14 protein-coding genes are annotated in these 17,098 nt (G+C 61.4%); 2 read left to right on the top strand and 12 right to left on the bottom strand.

Annotated elements, in window-relative coordinates; all coding sequences use genetic code 11:
• Positions 1–13: 13 nt before the first annotated feature.
• The 7 genes from RBB18_RS04020 to RBB18_RS03990 form a co-directional block, all read right to left on the bottom strand.
• The gene (locus tag RBB18_RS04020; RefSeq protein ID WP_306110399.1) at positions 14–1,468 is read right to left on the bottom strand and encodes a Do family serine endopeptidase; all 1,455 of its coding nucleotides are present in this window, start codon (positions 1,466–1,468) and stop codon (positions 14–16) included.
• A 192-nt stretch (positions 1,469–1,660) separates the two neighbouring features.
• Positions 1,661–1,855 (bottom strand): DUF2065 domain-containing protein, encoded by a 195-nt coding sequence (locus RBB18_RS04015; protein WP_103762996.1) that lies wholly within the window; start codon positions 1,853–1,855, stop codon positions 1,661–1,663.
• Complete coding sequence (gene hflC, locus RBB18_RS04010; RefSeq protein WP_103762727.1) at positions 1,855–2,955, bottom strand: protease modulator HflC; 1,101 nt, start codon at positions 2,953–2,955, stop codon at positions 1,855–1,857. The genes RBB18_RS04015 and hflC overlap by 1 nt, the downstream gene beginning before the upstream one ends.
• Positions 2,955–4,133 carry an FtsH protease activity modulator HflK gene (gene hflK, locus RBB18_RS04005; RefSeq protein ID WP_306110281.1) on the bottom strand — a complete coding sequence of 393 codons (1,179 nt, stop codon included), beginning with the start codon at positions 4,131–4,133 and terminating at the stop codon, positions 2,955–2,957. Before hflK ends, hflC begins: the two co-directional genes overlap by 1 nt.
• A 72-nt stretch (positions 4,134–4,205) precedes the next feature.
• Positions 4,206–5,660, bottom strand: coding sequence for an FAD-dependent oxidoreductase (locus tag RBB18_RS04000; RefSeq protein ID WP_103762729.1), 1,455 nt, complete (start codon positions 5,658–5,660; stop codon positions 4,206–4,208).
• 13 nt (positions 5,661–5,673) lie between these two features.
• Entirely contained in the window at positions 5,674–6,462 is a 789-nt protein-coding gene (gene rpiA / locus RBB18_RS03995; RefSeq protein WP_274592840.1) for a ribose-5-phosphate isomerase RpiA, read from the bottom strand.
• A gap of 96 nt (positions 6,463–6,558) precedes the next feature.
• Positions 6,559–6,687 carry a hypothetical protein gene (locus RBB18_RS03990; protein ID WP_306110280.1) on the bottom strand — a complete coding sequence of 43 codons (129 nt, stop codon included), beginning with the start codon at positions 6,685–6,687 and terminating at the stop codon, positions 6,559–6,561.
• Between the two features lie 199 nt (positions 6,688–6,886).
• Here RBB18_RS03990 and RBB18_RS03985 point away from each other — a divergent pair, with 199 nt between their 5' ends.
• Positions 6,887–8,260 carry an L-serine ammonia-lyase gene (locus RBB18_RS03985; RefSeq protein ID WP_306110279.1) on the top strand — a complete coding sequence of 458 codons (1,374 nt, stop codon included), beginning with the start codon at positions 6,887–6,889 and terminating at the stop codon, positions 8,258–8,260.
• Between the two features lie 132 nt (positions 8,261–8,392).
• On the opposite strand, the gene RBB18_RS03980 is transcribed toward RBB18_RS03985, so the two are convergent.
• A complete protein-coding gene (locus RBB18_RS03980; protein WP_306110278.1) occupies positions 8,393–9,070 on the bottom strand; it encodes a thiamine diphosphokinase in 678 nt (225 codons plus the stop codon).
• Positions 9,071–9,218: 148 nt separating this feature from the next.
• Here RBB18_RS03980 and RBB18_RS03975 point away from each other — a divergent pair, with 148 nt between their 5' ends.
• Positions 9,219–12,188, top strand: a complete 2,970-nt coding sequence (locus RBB18_RS03975; protein WP_306110277.1) for a hypothetical protein — start codon at positions 9,219–9,221, stop codon at positions 12,186–12,188.
• Between the two features lie 55 nt (positions 12,189–12,243).
• Here the strand turns inward: RBB18_RS03975 and RBB18_RS03970 are convergent, their stop codons facing one another.
• The 4 genes from RBB18_RS03970 to RBB18_RS03955 all read right to left on the bottom strand — a co-directional run bounded on the left by RBB18_RS03970 (position 12,244) and on the right by RBB18_RS03955 (position 17,090).
• Positions 12,244–13,236 carry a helix-turn-helix domain-containing protein gene (locus RBB18_RS03970; protein WP_103762734.1) on the bottom strand — a complete coding sequence of 331 codons (993 nt, stop codon included), beginning with the start codon at positions 13,234–13,236 and terminating at the stop codon, positions 12,244–12,246.
• 62 nt (positions 13,237–13,298) lie between these two features.
• On the bottom strand, positions 13,299–13,865 hold the full coding sequence (locus RBB18_RS03965; protein WP_103762735.1) for a sarcosine oxidase subunit gamma: 567 nt from the start codon (positions 13,863–13,865) through the stop codon (positions 13,299–13,301).
• Positions 13,858–16,806, bottom strand: coding sequence for a sarcosine oxidase subunit alpha family protein (locus tag RBB18_RS03960; protein WP_306110276.1), 2,949 nt, complete (start codon positions 16,804–16,806; stop codon positions 13,858–13,860). Before RBB18_RS03960 ends, RBB18_RS03965 begins: the two co-directional genes overlap by 8 nt.
• Entirely contained in the window at positions 16,803–17,090 is a 288-nt protein-coding gene (locus RBB18_RS03955) for a sarcosine oxidase subunit delta (protein ID WP_103762737.1), read from the bottom strand. Before RBB18_RS03955 ends, RBB18_RS03960 begins: the two co-directional genes overlap by 4 nt.
• Positions 17,091–17,098: the final 8 nt, after the last annotated feature.

Below are 17,098 nucleotides of genomic sequence, written 5' to 3'. Positions count from 1 at the left end.
CTAAATAGCGTCTTTACTGAGGCTCATCTTCCGGTGCATCCAGCGACAGCGCTACAAAGCGCGGTTCGCCAGCGCGACGCACCAAGAGGAGGATCGACTTGCGGCCCGCTTCGCGTGCATCCTCGATTCGGGCTTCCAGGTCGGATATGCTGGACAGCTTTTGTTGGCCGGCCTCGGTGATGACATCACCGGCGCGCATGCCTTTCTCGTAGGCTTCCGACAGGTTGTCGATGTCCGACACGACGAGGCCGTTGGCGTTGTCGTCCAGCTCCAGTTGGCTGCGCAGTTCGTCGTCGAGCTGCGACAGTGTGAGGCCAAGAATTTCGGCTTCGGACGGCGCTTCGGTCTCGCCCGGCTGGGCCGCGGGAACGACGCCTTCAGCCGCTTCGCGGCGGCCAAGCGTGACGCGCAGGGTCTGGGTCTTGCCTTCGCGGAAGACCACGACGCGCACAGTCTTGCCCACGGCGGTGTTCCCGACCCGGCGGACCAGCCCGCGGGTATCCTCGACCTCGTAGCCGTCGAACTGCATGATCACGTCGCCCGCTTTCATACCGGCTTCTCCGGCAGGGCCTTCGGGAACGTCCGTCACCAACGCACCGGCGACCTCTTCGAGGCCCATCGCCTCGGCGACGTCGTCGGTGACGTCCTGAATGCGGACGCCGAGCCAGCCGCGGCGGGTTTCACCGAATTCCTGCAGTTGGTCGACCACGCGGGTCACGACGTTGGAGGCCATCGAGAAGCCGATGCCGATCGAGCCACCGTTGGGTGACAGGATCGCGGTGTTGACGCCGACGACCTGGCCGTCGAGGTTGAAAAGCGGTCCACCCGAGTTGCCGCGGTTGATGGCGGCGTCGGTCTGGATGTAGTCGTCGTAGGTGCCCGAGAGTTCGCGGTTGCGGGCCGACACGATCCCGGCGGAAACCGAGAAGCCCTGACCGAGGGGGTTGCCCATGGCGATCACCCAATCGCCCACGCGGGCGGTGTCGCTGTCGGCAAAGCTGACGAAGGGCAGCGGTTCGTCCGCATCGACCTTGAGCAGGGCGATGTCGGTCTTGGGGTCGGTTCCGATCACCTCGGCTTCGAGCTCGCGACCCGAGAAGAACTCGATGATGATCTCGTCCGCGGTTTCGATCACGTGGTTGTTGGTGACGATGTAGCCGTCTTCGGAGATGACGAAGCCCGAGCCGAGCGCGGACGTGCGCCGGGGGCGGTTGCCCTCGCCGTTGTTCCGGTCTTGGAAATCGCGGAAGAAGTCCTCGAAGGGCGAGCCTTCGGGAACAATTGGTGACGGGCCGGTGCCCTGGGCTACGACGGTCGAGGTCGTGATGTTCACGACTGCGGGGCTAACCTCCTGCGCGAGGTCGGCAAAACTTTCGGGACGGGCATTGGCGCTGATCGCCTGTGCGATGATCAGGGCCGTTGCCAGCGCCGTGAGCCAGATCGCGCGGATCGCTCCAGGCGGCGTCATGGGTTGAGAGAGAGTTTGTGCTTTCACGCGGGACCACTCCTTGATCAGTATTTGGAATTCCGGGGCCTACCGCGTGCGCGCGCGCAGACCGCTCTGGACCTTATTTAGGCACGCTCAACGAGAACGCAAAATTCACAACACGATGTCACGCCCATGTGAACGCTTTGTCAACGGTGGTGCAAGCACCTTGCGTCACGCGCCCACCATTTTGGCGCACCAGACCAGGATTATGCCGAAGGCAAGTGCCGCGAGGCCGACCAGCCGCCTGTGTTCGTCCGGCAGGGTGCGCAGGGCCGCCAGCATCTGTTCCACAAGCGAAGGGGCCAGTGCGTACACCAGCCCCTCGACAATCAGCACGAGCCCGAAGGCCAGAAAGATCGTTCCGATCAATTTGTGACGTCCTCGTCGCCCGCGTTGTCTTCCGCGGCCTCCTCGGCGGCGCCTTCCCTTTCGGCTTCCGCCTCCTCGGCCTCTTCCGCCTCTTGCTGGGCGGCGTCCTCTTCAAGGCGCTGGCGTTCGCTTTCAGGCAGGTCGGGTGAAATCTCTGTCTCCGGTGCCATATCGCGGAGACGGTCGATGTCGATATCCTCGAGCGCAACCTGGCCCAAGCCATCGGCGCGCACAGCGTCGAACATCTGGCCCAAGAACTCGCTGTTCGGCGAAAAGACCAGCGTGGAGTTTTCCTCGTTCATTGAGCGTTCAAGCGCGGCGAGCGAGCGGTAGAAAGCGAAGAAGTCGGGATTGTTGCCGAAGGCTTCGGCATAGATCCGGTTCCGCTCGGCGTCGGCTTCACCGCGGGTGATCTCGGCCTCGCGTTCGGCGTTCGACACGGTTTCCACCACCGTCCGGTCGGCGGCGGCGCGGACGCGCTGGGCGGCCTCGTTACCGCGGGCGATCTCGTCGGCAGCCTCGCGTTCACGTTCGGCCCGCATCCGGGCGAAGGTGGCTTCGAGGTTTTGCTGCGGCAGATTGGTCTGCTTCAGTCGGACGTCGACGATTTCGAGCCCCAACCCGGCCGCGCTGGCGCGGGCCTGTTCAAGAATACGCACGGCAAGTTCGCGCCGTTGCGGCGACAGGATCGTGTCGGATGTCACCTGATCAGCGCCGAGAACCTCGCGGATTTGGGCGTTCAGAACAGAAGCGAGCCGATCTTCGGCAACGCGGGTACCGCCGATGCCGACGGCTTGCCGGAACTGAACCACATCTGCGATCCGGTAGCGGGTGAAGGCGTCGACCACGAGGCGGCGATCATCAGATGGCGTGACCTCGATCGCGTCGGTATCCAGCGACAGGATGCGGCGGTCATAGCGCACGACCTCTTGGATCACCGGGATCTTTATACCGATGCCCGGCTCTTCGACGACCTTTTTGATCTGGCCGAATTGCAGCACGAGCGCTTTTTCACGTTCGTCCACGATGTAGAGCGAGGACAGGATACCGATGATCGCAACGGCGAGGACGGGAAGTAGCAGAGCGGATTTACGCATCAGTTCGATCCTCCGTTGCCGGTCTGTTTGGAGCGGCGTAACTGGTCAAGGGGCAGGTAGGGCAATACGCCCTCGCCCGAGGCCCCGGTGGATTCGTCGAGCAGGATCTTGTCCATCCTGCCCAGCGTGCGTTCAACGGTTTCGAGGTAGAGGCGGCGCTGCGTCACTTCGGGTGCCTCGTTGAATTCCTGCGCCACGGCGATGAAGCGGCTGGCCTCACCGATGGCTTCGTTCACCACGCGGGCGCGGTAGCCCTCGGCCTGTTCGAGGATCTGCGCGGCCTCACCGCGAGCCTCGGCCAGAACGCGGTTGGCGTAGGCGTCTGCCAGACGTTGTAGGCGGTCACGTTCCTGTTCGGCGGCCTGAACCTCGCGGAAGGCGTCGATCACGTCACTCGGCGGATCGGCGGTGTCGAGGTTGACCCGGACGATGTTGATACCGCTTTCGTACTCGTCGAGCGTCGCTTGGATATTCTCCCGCGCGGTGTCGGCGATGAGACCCCGGTCACGGTTGAGAATCGGCGCCAGGTTGGTGGCCGCGATGATCTCGCGCATGACGGCCTCGGACACGGCCTGTACGGTCAATTGCGGATCGCGGATGTTGAACAGCAGCTTGGCTGGCTCATTGATGTTCCAAACGACTTGGAAGTCGATGTCGACAATATTGGCGTCGGTGGTCAGCATAAGGCCGTCACCGCCCGCGGAGCTGCCGCGTCTGCTGCCGATGTTCTCGGTCCGCTCGGAGGTGACATTGACCACTTCCGCGGTGACCAGCGGCCACGGCGCAAAGTTGAGACCGGGATCGCCGGTGGAGTAGTACTTGCCCAAAAAGAGTTCGACCGACTGTTCCTCGGGCTTGACGGTGTAGAAGCTGGCCGCACCCCAGAGCGCCACCGCGATCAGGGCGCCGATCACTATGGTGCCGCGCCCAAAGCCGGGGCCGCCGCCATCGCCGCCGCCGGCACCGTTGCCACGGCCCTTGCCGCCGCGCCCGCCCATCAGCACGCGCAGCTGATCCTGTCCGCGACGGACCAGTTCGTCGATCTCGGGAATCTGCGACCCGCCTTCGGGGGGGCGCCGGTTGTCATTGCCGCGGTTGCCGCGATCGTCGTCGTCGCTCCCGCCGCGGTTGCCACCATTGCCGCCGCCGCCCCAAGGACCGCCAGAATGTCCAGCCATATAATCTCTTCCCTCTATCCTAACGCGCAGAGCGCCATCCCTGTGTCATAACTGTGCACAACAGTCAAAAATTCAACCAGTGCGCATCGGGTCGCGCATCGTCACGATCTCTTCCGACATGGTCGGGTGCACGGCGACAGTGCGGTCGAAATCCGCTTTTGTCGCGCCCATCTTGATCGCGACGCCGGCCAACTGGATCATTTCGCCCGCGCCCGGTGCGACGATGTGGCAGCCCAATACCGTGTCAGTCTCCCTGGATACGACGAGTTTCATCAGAACGCGGTAGGGTTGATCCGCGAAGGCCGTGCGCATGGGGCGAAACGAGGTGCAGTAGACATGCACCGGCTCCTGCTCGCGGGCTTCGTCCTCGGTCATGCCGACGGTGCCGAATTCGGGCTGGGTGAACACCGCCGACGGGATCAGCTTGTGATCGACCGGCGTGGGGTTGTTGTTGAACACGGTCTCGACGAAAGCCATTCCCTCGCGGATGGCGACGGGGGTCAGGTTGACGCGGTTGGTCACATCGCCAATGGCATAGACCGAGGGCACGGCAGTCTGGCTGTATTCATCGACGACGATCTCGCCGCCGCGGCCGAGTTCGACGCCGATCTCCTCAAGCCCCATGTCTTTCGTGTTGGGGGCCCGGCCGGTGGCGAAGAGAACCTTGTCGAAGACCGCTTCCTTGCCGTTGGTCGCCTTGACCCAGATCGGGCCGTCGTGGTCCTCGGCAATGTCGTGGGCCTCGGGCTCGTTCGCGGGGGCACCCATGGACGCGTCGGACGAGGTGAGCGCGCCGCTGACGCTGTGATCTTCGGAGGCGGGGGCCATATCGACGATATTGGTGCCGAAATGCAGGTCGATGCCTTTTTCGCTCATGCCTTCAGCGATGATGCCGCGTGCCTCTTCGTCGAAGCCGCGCAGGATCTGGGCGCCGCGATAGTAAAGCGTCACGTCAACGCCAAGGCCCGCCAGAACGCAGGCGAATTCACACGCGATATAGCCGCCGCCGACGATCAGGATGGATTTGGGCAGGGTATCCATGTGGAAAAGGTCATCCGACACGATGCCGAGTTTGGCATTCGGCACTTCGGGCCGGACGGGGTGGCCGCCCGTGGCGATGAGGATGTGTTTCGCGGTGACGTTCTCCCCCGTGGACAGGGTGACGGTGTTGGCGTCCTTGAGGCGGGCGCGGGCATCATAGGTGGTGACGCCGGAATTGCTGAGCAAGCTACGGTAGACACCTTCGAGGCGGTCCAGTTCCCCGTGCAAACGGTCGCGGAAGCCGCACCAGTCGAAGTCGCCCAGCGACATGTCCCAGCCATAGGCGCGTGCTTCGTCGGGCAGGTTGGAAAATTCCGACGCGAAGACCATCAGCTTCTTTGGTACGCAGCCCCGGATGACGCAGGTGCCGCCATAGCGGTCGTCCTCGGCCAGGGCGACTTTGGCGCCGGTGGCGCTGGTCACCCGGGCCGCGCGGACACCGCCGGACCCGCCGCCAATCACGAAAAGGTCGTAGTCATACGGCATGTCGGTCGCCCTTTCAGTCCTGCAGGTCAGTGAAGAGGTTGTCCGTTTCGACGAAATCGAGTCGATCCTCGGCGACCGTGCCTTCGTTGATGTCTCGCGTCTCGACCCGGCCATCGCCGTAGCCGAGGATGACGACATCGCAGATGTCTATGAAAAGACCGTTCTCCACCACGCCGGGCATTTGGTTGAGAACCATTGAAAGCTGATGCGCATTGCCGATGCGGCCCAGATGCAGGTCGAGGATGTAATTGCCCTCGTCGGTGACGAAGGGGCTGTCGCCGTTCATACGCAGGGTGGCGTCTCGGCCCAAAACGTCCATCGAGACAAGCAATTCCTCGATCAGCGACTTCGTGGTCTGCCAACCAAACGGGATGACCTCAACCGGCAACGGAAAGGCACCGAGTTTCTCGACTTCCTTGCCGACATCGGCGATCACGATCATCTGGTCGGAGGCTGTGGCGACGATTTTTTCCTGTAGAAGAGCGCCGCCGCCACCCTTTATAAGATTGAGGTTTCCGTCGAATTCGTCTGCGCCATCGATGGTCACGTCTATCCACCTTGCCTCGTCAAGGCTGATAACCTCGATGCCGACTTCGCGCGCAAGCTCCGCGGTTCGTGTGGACGTAGGCACGCCCCGGATCTTGAGCCCGTCTTCACGCACGAGCTCTCCGAGGCAGCGCACCATCCAAGCGGCTGTAGAGCCGGTTCCAAGACCAACGCGCATGCCGTCTTCCACATAGTCGACGGAGCGCTTTGCAGCTACAAACTTGGCCTTGTCGATCGGTGACAACTCTCCGGTCATGCGCAATTCTCCTGCAGGCGTGCATCATTGCCCGCGTTATAGGGAGTTTGCGCGTCAGGGGCGAGGGGTCATTTCAAGACCCAGGAAGTTCGCTTTTTACTGCGCGCGTATTGCGGCCAGATCGGGCGAGATGGTGGAGGGCAAGGTCTTCGTGCCGGTAGGTTCACCGCCGAAGAATACAATGACACCGGCAGCGAGGAGGAGGATGAACCCTGTTGTCTGCATTTCAATTCTCCATGTTTAAAGAGAACGTTTGAGGCCGTTTCCGGTTCCATATTGACGTGAGTCGGTTAACCTTAGGTGAACGCCCATAAACCTTTGGCGAATATCTGCGCGTCGACGTCGGTTTTGTGCGACACCAAGAGCACGGCGCAGCATAGTGATGGCTTGGGTAACAGCCCCGAATGCGCTAGGTATTGAGCTCATGTTTCTGTCTGTCTTCGATATGTTCAAGATCGGCATCGGTCCGTCCTCTTCACACACGATGGGGCCGATGGTGGCTGCCGCCAGATTTCTTGATCTGATGCGTGCGTCACCGTTCGAATTTCAAGGTCTGCGCGCCAGTTTGCACGGATCTCTGGCCTTCACCGGCGTCGGGCACGCGACGGACCGCGCGACGATCCTCGGCCTTGCCGGGTTTCGTCCCGAGAATTACGATAATGACAAGGCAGAGGCGGTTCTGGCGGATATCCGCGAGACCCACAGGGTGACACCGCCCGAGCTGCCTGCGCTTCATTTCTACCCCAAGGAAGACCTGAAGTTCGACTTCGGACCCAATTTGCCGGGCCATGCCAACGGGATGATCCTGATGGCGACCGACAAACAGGGCGACGTGATTTTGCAAGAGACGTACTATTCGGTTGGCGGCGGTTTTGTTCTTACCGCGGATGAACTGGCCGCTGGGCAGGACACCGACGATGGCCCAGCTGTGCCCTATCCGTTCAAAAGTGCGGCCGAAATGCTGGAGATGGCCGAGACCAGCGGCAAGTCAATTGCCGAAATGAAAAAGGCAAACGAGATCTCGCGCGGAGGCTCTGAAAACCTGCGCAGCGGCGTGTCGCGCGTCTGGCAGGTCATGAACGATTGCATCGAGCGCGGGCTTGCGAATGACGGTATCCTGCCGGGCGGTTTGCAGGTGCGTCGCCGGTCCAAGGCGATCTATCAGGCTCTGCTGGCAGAGCGCGGCACGAACCTGAACGCTCCGCACAAAATCAACGATTGGATCAGCATCTACGCGATGTCCGTCAATGAGGAAAATGCCGCCGGCGGTCAGGTCGTCACCGCGCCCACCAACGGGGCAGCGGGTGTGGTTCCTGCGGTCATCAAGTATTGGCTAGAACATGTGCCGGGTGCCAACGAGCGCGAAATCGAGACATTTCTTCTGACAGCCGCAGCGATTGGCGGACTCGTCAAGTTCAACGCGTCGATCAGCGGCGCGGAGGCAGGATGCCAGGCCGAAGTTGGTAGCGCGTCTGCCATGGGGGCTGCTGGGCTGGCCGCGGTTCTGGGTGGGACGCCCGCGCAGATAGAGAACGCCGCAGAGATCGCGCTTGAACATCACCTTGGCATGACATGCGACCCGGTGAAGGGGCTCGTCCAAGTGCCCTGCATTGAACGAAACGGGCTGGGTGCGATCAAGGCGGTGAGTGCCGCGAGTCTCGCACTGCGGGGCGACGGGGTGCATCTCGTGCCTCTGGATGCCTGTATTGAAACAATGCGCCAGACAGGTGCGGATATGAGCGAACGCTACAAAGAAACCTCATTGGGTGGCCTTGCCGTCAACGTACCGAACTGCTGATCGGAAACGGCGAGCGAAGTAGCGAACTTCTAGAAACTAGAAGCAGCTTCGTTTCTGACGCACAGTTAGCGTGATCCGCATGACGGAGACAGGTCAAATACTAAAAGGTGTCCTTGCCCGCGCCGCAATCTGTTAGGCCGACGGCGGCCATGTGGCGGCGCTCCGCATCAGAACCTCCGCCGTCGCTTCAAAAGCTGACGCGGGCAGGATCAAGAGCATCTTTGCCGCTGTAAACTGGAGCGAAATGGGGCCGGTCGCCTTGTTCGAGGTTCCGATCCGGCCGTCCGGAGTGAAGGTCAGACCGGCGATCGGCCACTCAAGCCCATCCGACAAGCCCTCGACAATACCCAAGGGAAAAAGCGAAACTGGTGTTTCCGGCGCAAGATCCAATGCAAAAGAAGGCGGGGCGACGAAGATGATATTGTTGCTACCCAGAAGTATGCAGCGGCGATGGGGATATCGAACCAGCGTATTGAGATTGGCCAAGTGGTGATCGATCCGCTGCCCAGTGAATCCCACTCCCAGGATCAACGGTGCATCGACATTACGGAGGCATTTTTCGAAGTCGGTGCTATCTTGCTCAGAGATGTGATGCAGGCGGTCATGTGGCAACGCCGCGCGCGTGTCATCACCTAGTGAATCGAAATCACCGATCACGGCAGAAGAAACCAGCCCAGCGGAACGTACGGCATCCGCACCGCCATCTGCGGCGACGATGTGGTCACCGATGGCCAAAGCCCGGATAAAGTCTGTTTCACCAAGCTGGCCGCCACCGACCAGTGTGACTGGGTGAGAATGCTCAACAATCAAGGTGAATTTCCATCATTAACCACTATTTTGGAAACAGGACACATTCTCGCCTCGAAATGATACGGTAAAATTCTAAGAATCGGGCCGCTTTCGACGCTGCCATCATGGTAAAAAATATGATTGCAGGCAAAGTAGAGCGAGCGAAAAAATGGTAAGCACAAGCAAAATTCTGACCGTATCCTACGGCACGTTTTCGTGCACTTTGGAAGGTTTCGACGATTCGTTCGAAACAATGAAGGCCATTGCAGAGTATTTTCGCGACTTGGCTGCCGACGACAGGTATTTCGGTGCGGAACCACCGAGCCCGGACGCCGAGATGCTTGCCCGCATTGCCGAGCGCGAGATTTCCCGCCGCGTCGAAGCACGCGAAGAGCAAGGAAAAATCCACCTCCGGGCCGATGAGGGACATGGCGTTGCCGAGGCTCTTACACATGCCGCGCCGGTCGCGGCACCTGCCGCCGCCGACGAAGCGCCCGAAACCAAGCCTGAACCGGCGAAGGAAAATGTAGGCTCCGAAACTGAGCTTGAAGCTCAGCAGCCAACCGAAGCATCCGAGACGACAGCTGACACTGTGGCCGAATCCGCGCCCAAATCCCCGGTGGAAGCGTCGGAGCTCGATACGCTGCCAGCGCGACTGCCTGAAGATGATGCCAAGGTGGCTCCCGCAGAACCCGACGCGTTCGAATTGGCCGCTGAAGCGCCAGAGCAGATAGAGTCCGAATCAAAAACATCAGGCGATGTCGAAACGGCCGGAAACGAACCAGTTCCTGAAGCCGAAGACGTAATGGCCGGAATCGAGATCAAAGACGAAGCAATCGCCGATGAGGAGATTGCGAATGCCGGGACCACCTGTTCCGCCCCCGACGTTACGCGAGACGTAGATCCGTCTTTGGAAAGTGTGGTCGGGAGTGAAGCTTCGCCGGAGTCTGAGACCAAAGGCGATGCATACGACGCGGACGTCGAGGCGTTCATCGCCGACGCGGCGGCGGACGAAGCCAGTTCTTCTGCGCCGGACCAACGTGAAGCCGGAACCAGCGCTGCGGGTGATTATGACCCCGAACCCGCAGAGGCCGAGGTCACGGGGTATGGAGCACTCTCCCCAAGAGCCGAAGAAACTGAGGCGACTGTTGAAATTGTTACCGGTCCGCGAGACGAGCCTACGGCACGCGACGATGACGCCGATAGCGTCGCGGAAAAACTTCGTCGCATAAGGTCGGTCGTTTCGCAAAGTCATCTTGACTACGAAGTGTCAGATTACAGCGAAGATGAGCATGCCTACGGCACGATGAGCAACGCCTCGGAAGAGTTGGACGCACTGCTTAACGAATCTTATGCTGATAACGATGAAACGGCACACCATGCCGCACATACGGATGAAGCTTCGTCGGAAGACATCTTTACCGAAGAGCTGTCTGAGCTTGAGGGCGAACCGGAGCCGAAAGTCACCACCGCAGCAGAAGACGACGATGCAGAACAGACTCAAAGCATTCCGTCCGACGAGGATACGCTTGATGCGCTCATGGCCGACTTGGACGCGGATGCAGAAGAACAGTCCCAGAGCGCTGCTGAAGACACTACCGATGCGGATCTCGATGCTGAAACGTTAGAACGTGACAACAATGCCCAATCCGCACCGTCACTGGACCATGACACGGCCGCAAGAATAGACCAAGACACGCTGTCGCAACTTCGCGCGGATGCGGAGCCTGTTCAGGGCGCCGGTGCAGATGTGCCGGCGATTGCTGATAACCTGGATGATTTGGCAGAGGACGATCTGGGTGAAGACGAGGCCCCCGAGTCGCTTTTTGCCGATCTCGACGACGCTCTCGACGCAGGCGAAGAAGACTTGGATGACGAAGGTCAGTCGCCATTCGTACTGGGCGAGGAAGCGCGCATATCAGAGCACCACGAGAGCGCTACTTCGCGTCCTCTGAACGCTCGTGTACTCAAGATGAAACGTTCCGAATTCGAGACCGCGTTCGCGCAGGGCATGATCAAGGAGGAAGCCGAGGCGAACGCGTATATGGGCGACGGCGCGTACCTTGGCGATGAGGCGATCCTCAGCCCCGAAGAAGAAGCCGATCTGCAGCGCGAGCTAGCCGAAGTCGAGGCGGAACTGGCCGATAGTGGCTTTGAAAAGAGCATGGCTAGCGAAGCGGATAGGGCCCAATTCGACACCGAAGACGATAACTGGGAAGAAGAGGCTGACTTCGAGGATGCGGCCATTGCCGAGGCAAGCTCTCAGAATAGTGCGCTTGTGCAAGACAATCGTCAGCACGCCACAACAGAGTTTGAGGACGAGGATGAAGACGAGTCTCAGTCCGAAGCCCGGGATCGTGAGTTAAAGGCCTCGATTGACGAAGCCGCTTCCGCCAATGACGCTGCCCGGACCGAAGACGAGCACACAGCAGGTGAGGTGGCCAAACCTCGCAGCGGCCTCTCGCGACTGCTCGGTATGGGAAAACGCGCTCCCGAAGATGAAAAACGTATTTTCGAGGAAGCTGACAGCCAGATGGACGACAAGGACGCTAGTATGCGGCGCACGGCAATTCAGCATCTGCGTGCCGCCGTTGCCGCAACAAAAGCCGAGAAGAGTGCCGGTGTTGACGTGAACCAGGGGGTTGATGAAACCCCTTATCGCTCTGACTTAGCCGAAGTGGTGCGCCCGCGGCGCCCCAGCGCCCCGGCCTCGACAAGCCGTTCGGTACGGCCGAACGAACAACGTCCAGCGCCGCTCAAATTAGTGGCCGAGCAACGGGTTGATACTGAGCGTGCACCGGTGCGCCCGCGCCGCGTCACTTCGGTGCCGGCGCCGGTGCCGAAATCAAACGACGGTGGCTTCACGGCCTTTGCCGAAGAGATGGGGGCGACCGACCTCTCAGACCTGCTTGAGGCCGCAGCTGCCTACATGTCGGATGTCGAGGGTCACTCGGAATTCACGCGTCCGATGCTTATGGGTAAGCTGAAAGAAGTAAACAGTGGAAACTACAGCCGCGAAGACGGCCTTCGCTCTTTCGGGCAGCTTCTGCGGCAAGGAAAATTGCGCAAAGTCCAAGGCGGACGTTTCTCGGCTACCGACGAAACCGAGTTCCGGGCCGAGGCGCGAAACGCCGGCTGATCTGGGCCAGGTTCGTCATGAAAACCCCCGGTCCACCTGCCGGGGGTTTCTGGTTTCAGTGAATGCCGTTGAAGGCCTGTCGTCGTACACTACAGGGAGTCTCGCCGTATTTTTTCTGAAACCAGCGCTTCATAAGCGTGACGTTTGAAAATCCGCAGGCAATGGCGACTTCGCCGACCGGTAGAGAAGTCTGTGTCATCAGGTCATGGGCGCGGTCGAGGCGCAGGTCGCGATAAACTTTCAGGGGGGAGCTCCCCAACTTTTCGGCAAAACCACGCTCAAGCTTTCGCGCCGAAATTCCTATGATTTCAGAAACTTGAGATACGCTCAAAGTGTCCTCAATATGGTCTTCCATGATCTGGAGCGCATCTGAAATCATTTCGCAACCCTGCGCCCGCCGGTGCAAACGCCAGCGCTCGCCAGCCCCGTTGCCGCTCCGAGACTCGGGTCCTTCCAGACCGAGATCACGCGCCAGTGCGGCTTCGGTAAAATTGCCTTCGCGGGCACCGATGAGTTCGACTATCATCTGCATTGCGGCGGCCGGACCGGTGGCGCTGCTGAAGGCTTTATAGTGACAAGTGGCCTCGTCTTGCATTTCCACGGTCGAGCAGGTTTCCCGCACACCGGCATGGAATGCCGAGTGCACGGACAAGCGCTTTGCCCCGAGCACGCCTGTCGCCAATGGCACGAATACTGCTCCCCCGACGACGCACACCCGCGCGGCGTTGCGTATTGCGGACCGCAGCGGAGATACCTCTGACCCAGTCGGTCGCCAAGGCGTTTCGACGCCGCCAATCAGCACCAGTATCTGATCCGGTGCACAGCTTAGTGTTTCGCTGCAAGAGTTCGCTGCTTCAACGCAGGTCCAGTCGTAGATATCGTGGGCCAAAATCTTGTTGGCGCGTCGCAGCACATGAATACAAGTTTCTGCGACAAATGCACTGTCTCTGTTTTGAACGAAGAAAACGAACTTATTCGAAAGGCTGCGCTGGTCTCGCAGCGGGCGCGGGTCGGGCGTGCCGACGGGATCTAGGTTTGAGAGGTACATGTCCTTTGTGACTTTCCCTGTTGTGAAACGGATCCCTGAATTCCGTGCTTGATGAATTGCCTTTAGGTTACGTTGACGAGAGAGGTCTCGACCGCATGCAGGAAGGACCCTGCCGAGGAGGATGCGGAGAGCAGAAGAAAGGCGTCGGGGCCAGTGCGAATAATCAGCACCCCAAGATGTTCCATGACCGTGCGAGCGGCGGCACCTTCGGCAAAGGCGTCGGGATGCAGATCGATCGGGCAGATGCGTTCCAGCGCGGTTCGGGCCAGCGGCCCGTCGAGCATCAGACCTGTCCAGACATCGGTCTGGTCGGTGGTATAAGCCGCGCCTTTCAGCAGGCTCTGCACATGTGGTTCTGCATCGGGCGTTGCGCGCGTGAAAATCGCGAAGGCCTGGTCGGGGCCAAGGCGCACAAGGCGGGTATCGTCATTGCCCATGACCGACTGTCCCGGCGCGGGCAAGTCGGCGCCAAAGCCCGATTTGACCGCTTGAAGCGTCGCATCCTCGGCACCGAGCGGTAAAGCGATGGACACGATCGCCAGGTCGTCGGGCGCGTAAAGCCGCGTGTCGCCGAAGTTGTGGTCGACGCCCTTGAGGGGTGGTTCGGCAATGAGGGTGAAATCAGCCACGCAGACGCTCTCCTTCCGGGTCGACGAAATGGGCCGAGACGATCTCGACCTCCATTTCGGTGCCGTGCACGGGGCTGACCGCGCGGACGATCTCGCCCATGCGCTCGTGCCCGCTCTTGATGAAGCCCAGGCCGATATGGTGGCCGAGGTTGGGCGAATAGGCGGCCGAGGTCATCCATCCCTGGTCATGCTCCATGTCGGCGGGGGCCTGTTTGTTCAGGAAATGCGAGCCGGCGATCAGCTTCTTGTCGCGGTCGACGGGGCGGAAGCCGACTAGCCGGACGGCGTCCTCGCGCACCATCTCGGGGCGTTGCGCCAGGACCTGGCCGATGCATTCCTTCTTCTGGCTGACCATCTTTCCCAGCCGGATATTGTGGGCGGTCGTCTGGCCGTTCAGCTCGTTGCCGGTGCAGTGGCCTTTTTCGATCCGCATGACGCCAAGCGCCTCGGTTCCGTACGGTGCCGCATCGAATTCTGCGCCCGCCTCGTTCAGCACCGCCATCATCGAGTTGCCGAACCGCGCGGGCACGGCAATTTCATAGGCCATCTCGCCCGAGAACGAGATCCGGAACAATCGCGCGGGCGTGCCGCCGCAGACGGTTACGTGACCGCAGGCCATGAAGGGAAACGCCTCGTTCGACAGGTCGTGTTCCGCGTCGATCACCTTGCGCAACAGGTCGCGCGATTTTGGCCCAGCGACGGCGAACTGCGCCCAGCCGTCGGTGGTGGAAATCAGGTGAACGTCCATGTCGGGCCAAAGGCACTGGCGTGCGAATTCCAACCGGCGAAAAACCGTGACGGCGTTGGCGGTAGTCGTGGTCATCACGAAGTGGTTTTCATCCAGCCTTGCGGTGGTGCCATCGTCGTAGCAGATGCCATCCTCGCGCAGCATTAGGCCATAGCGGACCCGGCCGACCTTAAGGGTCGAGAAGGTGTTGGCATAGACCTTGTCGAGGAAGGCGCCGGCATCCTTGCCCTGGATGTCGATCTTGCCCAGCGTTGTGACGTCGCAGATGCCGACGCTAGTGCGGGCTGTCAGGGCCTCGCGGTCGACGGAATCGCGCCAGCCTTGCTCGCCCGGACGCGTGTACCATTCAGCCCGCAGCCAGTTACCCACGGTGACGAAGCTGGCGCCGTTCTGCTCGGCCCATTTGTGGCTGGGGGTCAGGCGGTAGGGGCGGAAATCCTTGCCGCGCGCGCGACCGGCCAGCGCGCCGATGGGCACGGGTGTATAAGGCGGGCGGAAGATGGTTGTGCCGACCTCGGGAATGGTCTTGCCGCGTTCCTCGGCCAGGATAGCGAGCCCCGCGATGTTCGAGGTCTTGCCCTGGTCGGTTGCCATGCCCATCGTCGTGTACCGCTTTAGCAGTTCGACCGAGCGGAAACCCTCGGTGTTGGCCAGCTTGATATCCTTGACGGTGACGTCGTTCTGCAGGTCAACCCAGGCCCGATGCTTGCTTTGCTTGACGTGCCAGAAGGCGGCGGCCCCGCGCGGTTCATCCTCGGCCTGCGGCAGGTCGGTGGCCTTGGCCTTGATGCCGAGCGCGTCGAGTTGCGCGGTGGCTTGGGCCTGGCCTTCGGCCAGTGCGGCAGCGAGGGTCATCGCCCCGTTCGCGGCCCCGGCGACGGCCATGCCCACCGGCAGGTCGCCGCCCGGAACGAATGCGCACAAGTCGTCGCGCCATGTAGGACGGCCGCGCTGGTGGCAGGTGAGGTGCACGTTTGGGTTCCAGCCGCCTGACACGGCCAGCGCGTCGACGGGAATGACCTTGCCATTGGTCAGGGTGATCGACTTTACGCCCTTGCGACCGATGGTGTTCATAACCGCCTCGCCCGCGACATGCCGAACGCCTGGCAGGTCAATGGGGGCGGGCGTGTCACGGCTGTCGACCACGACGGGAACCTCGATGCCCTTGGCCACAAGATCGGCGGCGGTGCGCCAGCCGTCGTCGTTGTTGGTGAAGACGGCGACGTGCTTGCCCGGGGTGGCGGCATAGCGGTTGGCATAGCTGCGCACGGCGCCGGCCAGCATGATGCCGGGGCGGTCGTTGTTGCCGAAGGCGATGGGGCGCTCGGTGGCGCCTGCCGCCAGAACGGCCCGCCTGGAATAGATGCGCCACAGGATCTGGCGCGGCTTGTCGCCGCCATCCGCAAGGTGATCGGTGCAGCGTTCGAGCGCGCCGTAGATGCCGTGATCGTAAGCGCCGTAGACGGTGGTGCGGGGCATTAGACGGACGTTATCCATCGACGCCAATTCGTCCGCGGTTTGCGCCGCCCAGTCGGTGCCGGACATGCCGCCCAGCTCCAGCGTCTCGCAGTTGAGGCGACCGCCGGGGCGGAAATCCTCATCCGCGAGGATCACTCTGGCACCTGAGCGCGCGGCGGTCAGTGCCGCCATCAGGCCCGAGGGACCCGCGCCGATGACCAGCAGGTCGCAATGCAGGAAGCCCTTGTCGTACGTGTCGGGATCGTCCTTCATCGACAGGCGCCCAAGTCCGGCGGCGGAGCGGATCACTGGCTCGTAGAGCTTTTCCCAGAACGCCTTGGGCCACATGAAGGTCTTGTAGTAGAAACCCGCCGACAGGAAGGGCGAGAAGAAATCGTTGACCGCTAGCAGGTCGTATTCCAGCGTGCCGCGATGGTTCTGCGAGGTAGCGTTCAGCCCCTCGAAGAGTTCGACCATCGTGGCGCGTGTGTTCGGCTCCTGATAGGCGCCGTCGCGCAGATGGACCAGCGCGTTGGGTTCCTCGGAGCCGTCGGTAAACACGCCGCGCGGGCGGTGATACTTGAAGGAGCGGCCCATCAGAAGCTGGCCATTGGCGAGAAGCGCCGAGGCGAGCGTGTCGCCGGGATGGCCGCGGAACCACTTGTCGTTAAAGCGGAACTTGATCTCTTTCGAGCGGTCGATCAGGCCGCCCTTGATACGGTTTTTCTGGGTCATTTGCCGCGCCCCCGTTTGCGTGCCACGTCACGGGCCAGTTCGACCGCCGTGATCTCGTGGGTCAGGGTGTTGCGCGTGACCACCAGCCAGGAGCGGTCGCCTTGTTCGTGGTACCAAAGCTCCTGGTGCTGGCCTGCGGGGTTGTCGCGCAGATAGCCGTAGCTGTGGAACTGTTCCATCGCGTCGGCGGCCTGCCAGTCGGGCCGGTCGATGAGGGCGGCATCGCCGAGATAGACGAATTCGGCGGCGTCTCGCGGGCCCAGAAGGGGATGGTCGATAATCATGTCTGTGC

This window comes from Roseovarius sp. MMSF_3298, from assembly GCF_030733705.1.
Classification (GTDB): Bacteria; Pseudomonadota; Alphaproteobacteria; order Rhodobacterales; family Rhodobacteraceae; genus Roseovarius; species Roseovarius confluentis.
Note: the sequence above shows the minus strand (reverse complement) of the source record. Positions and strands in the feature narration are given on the sequence as shown.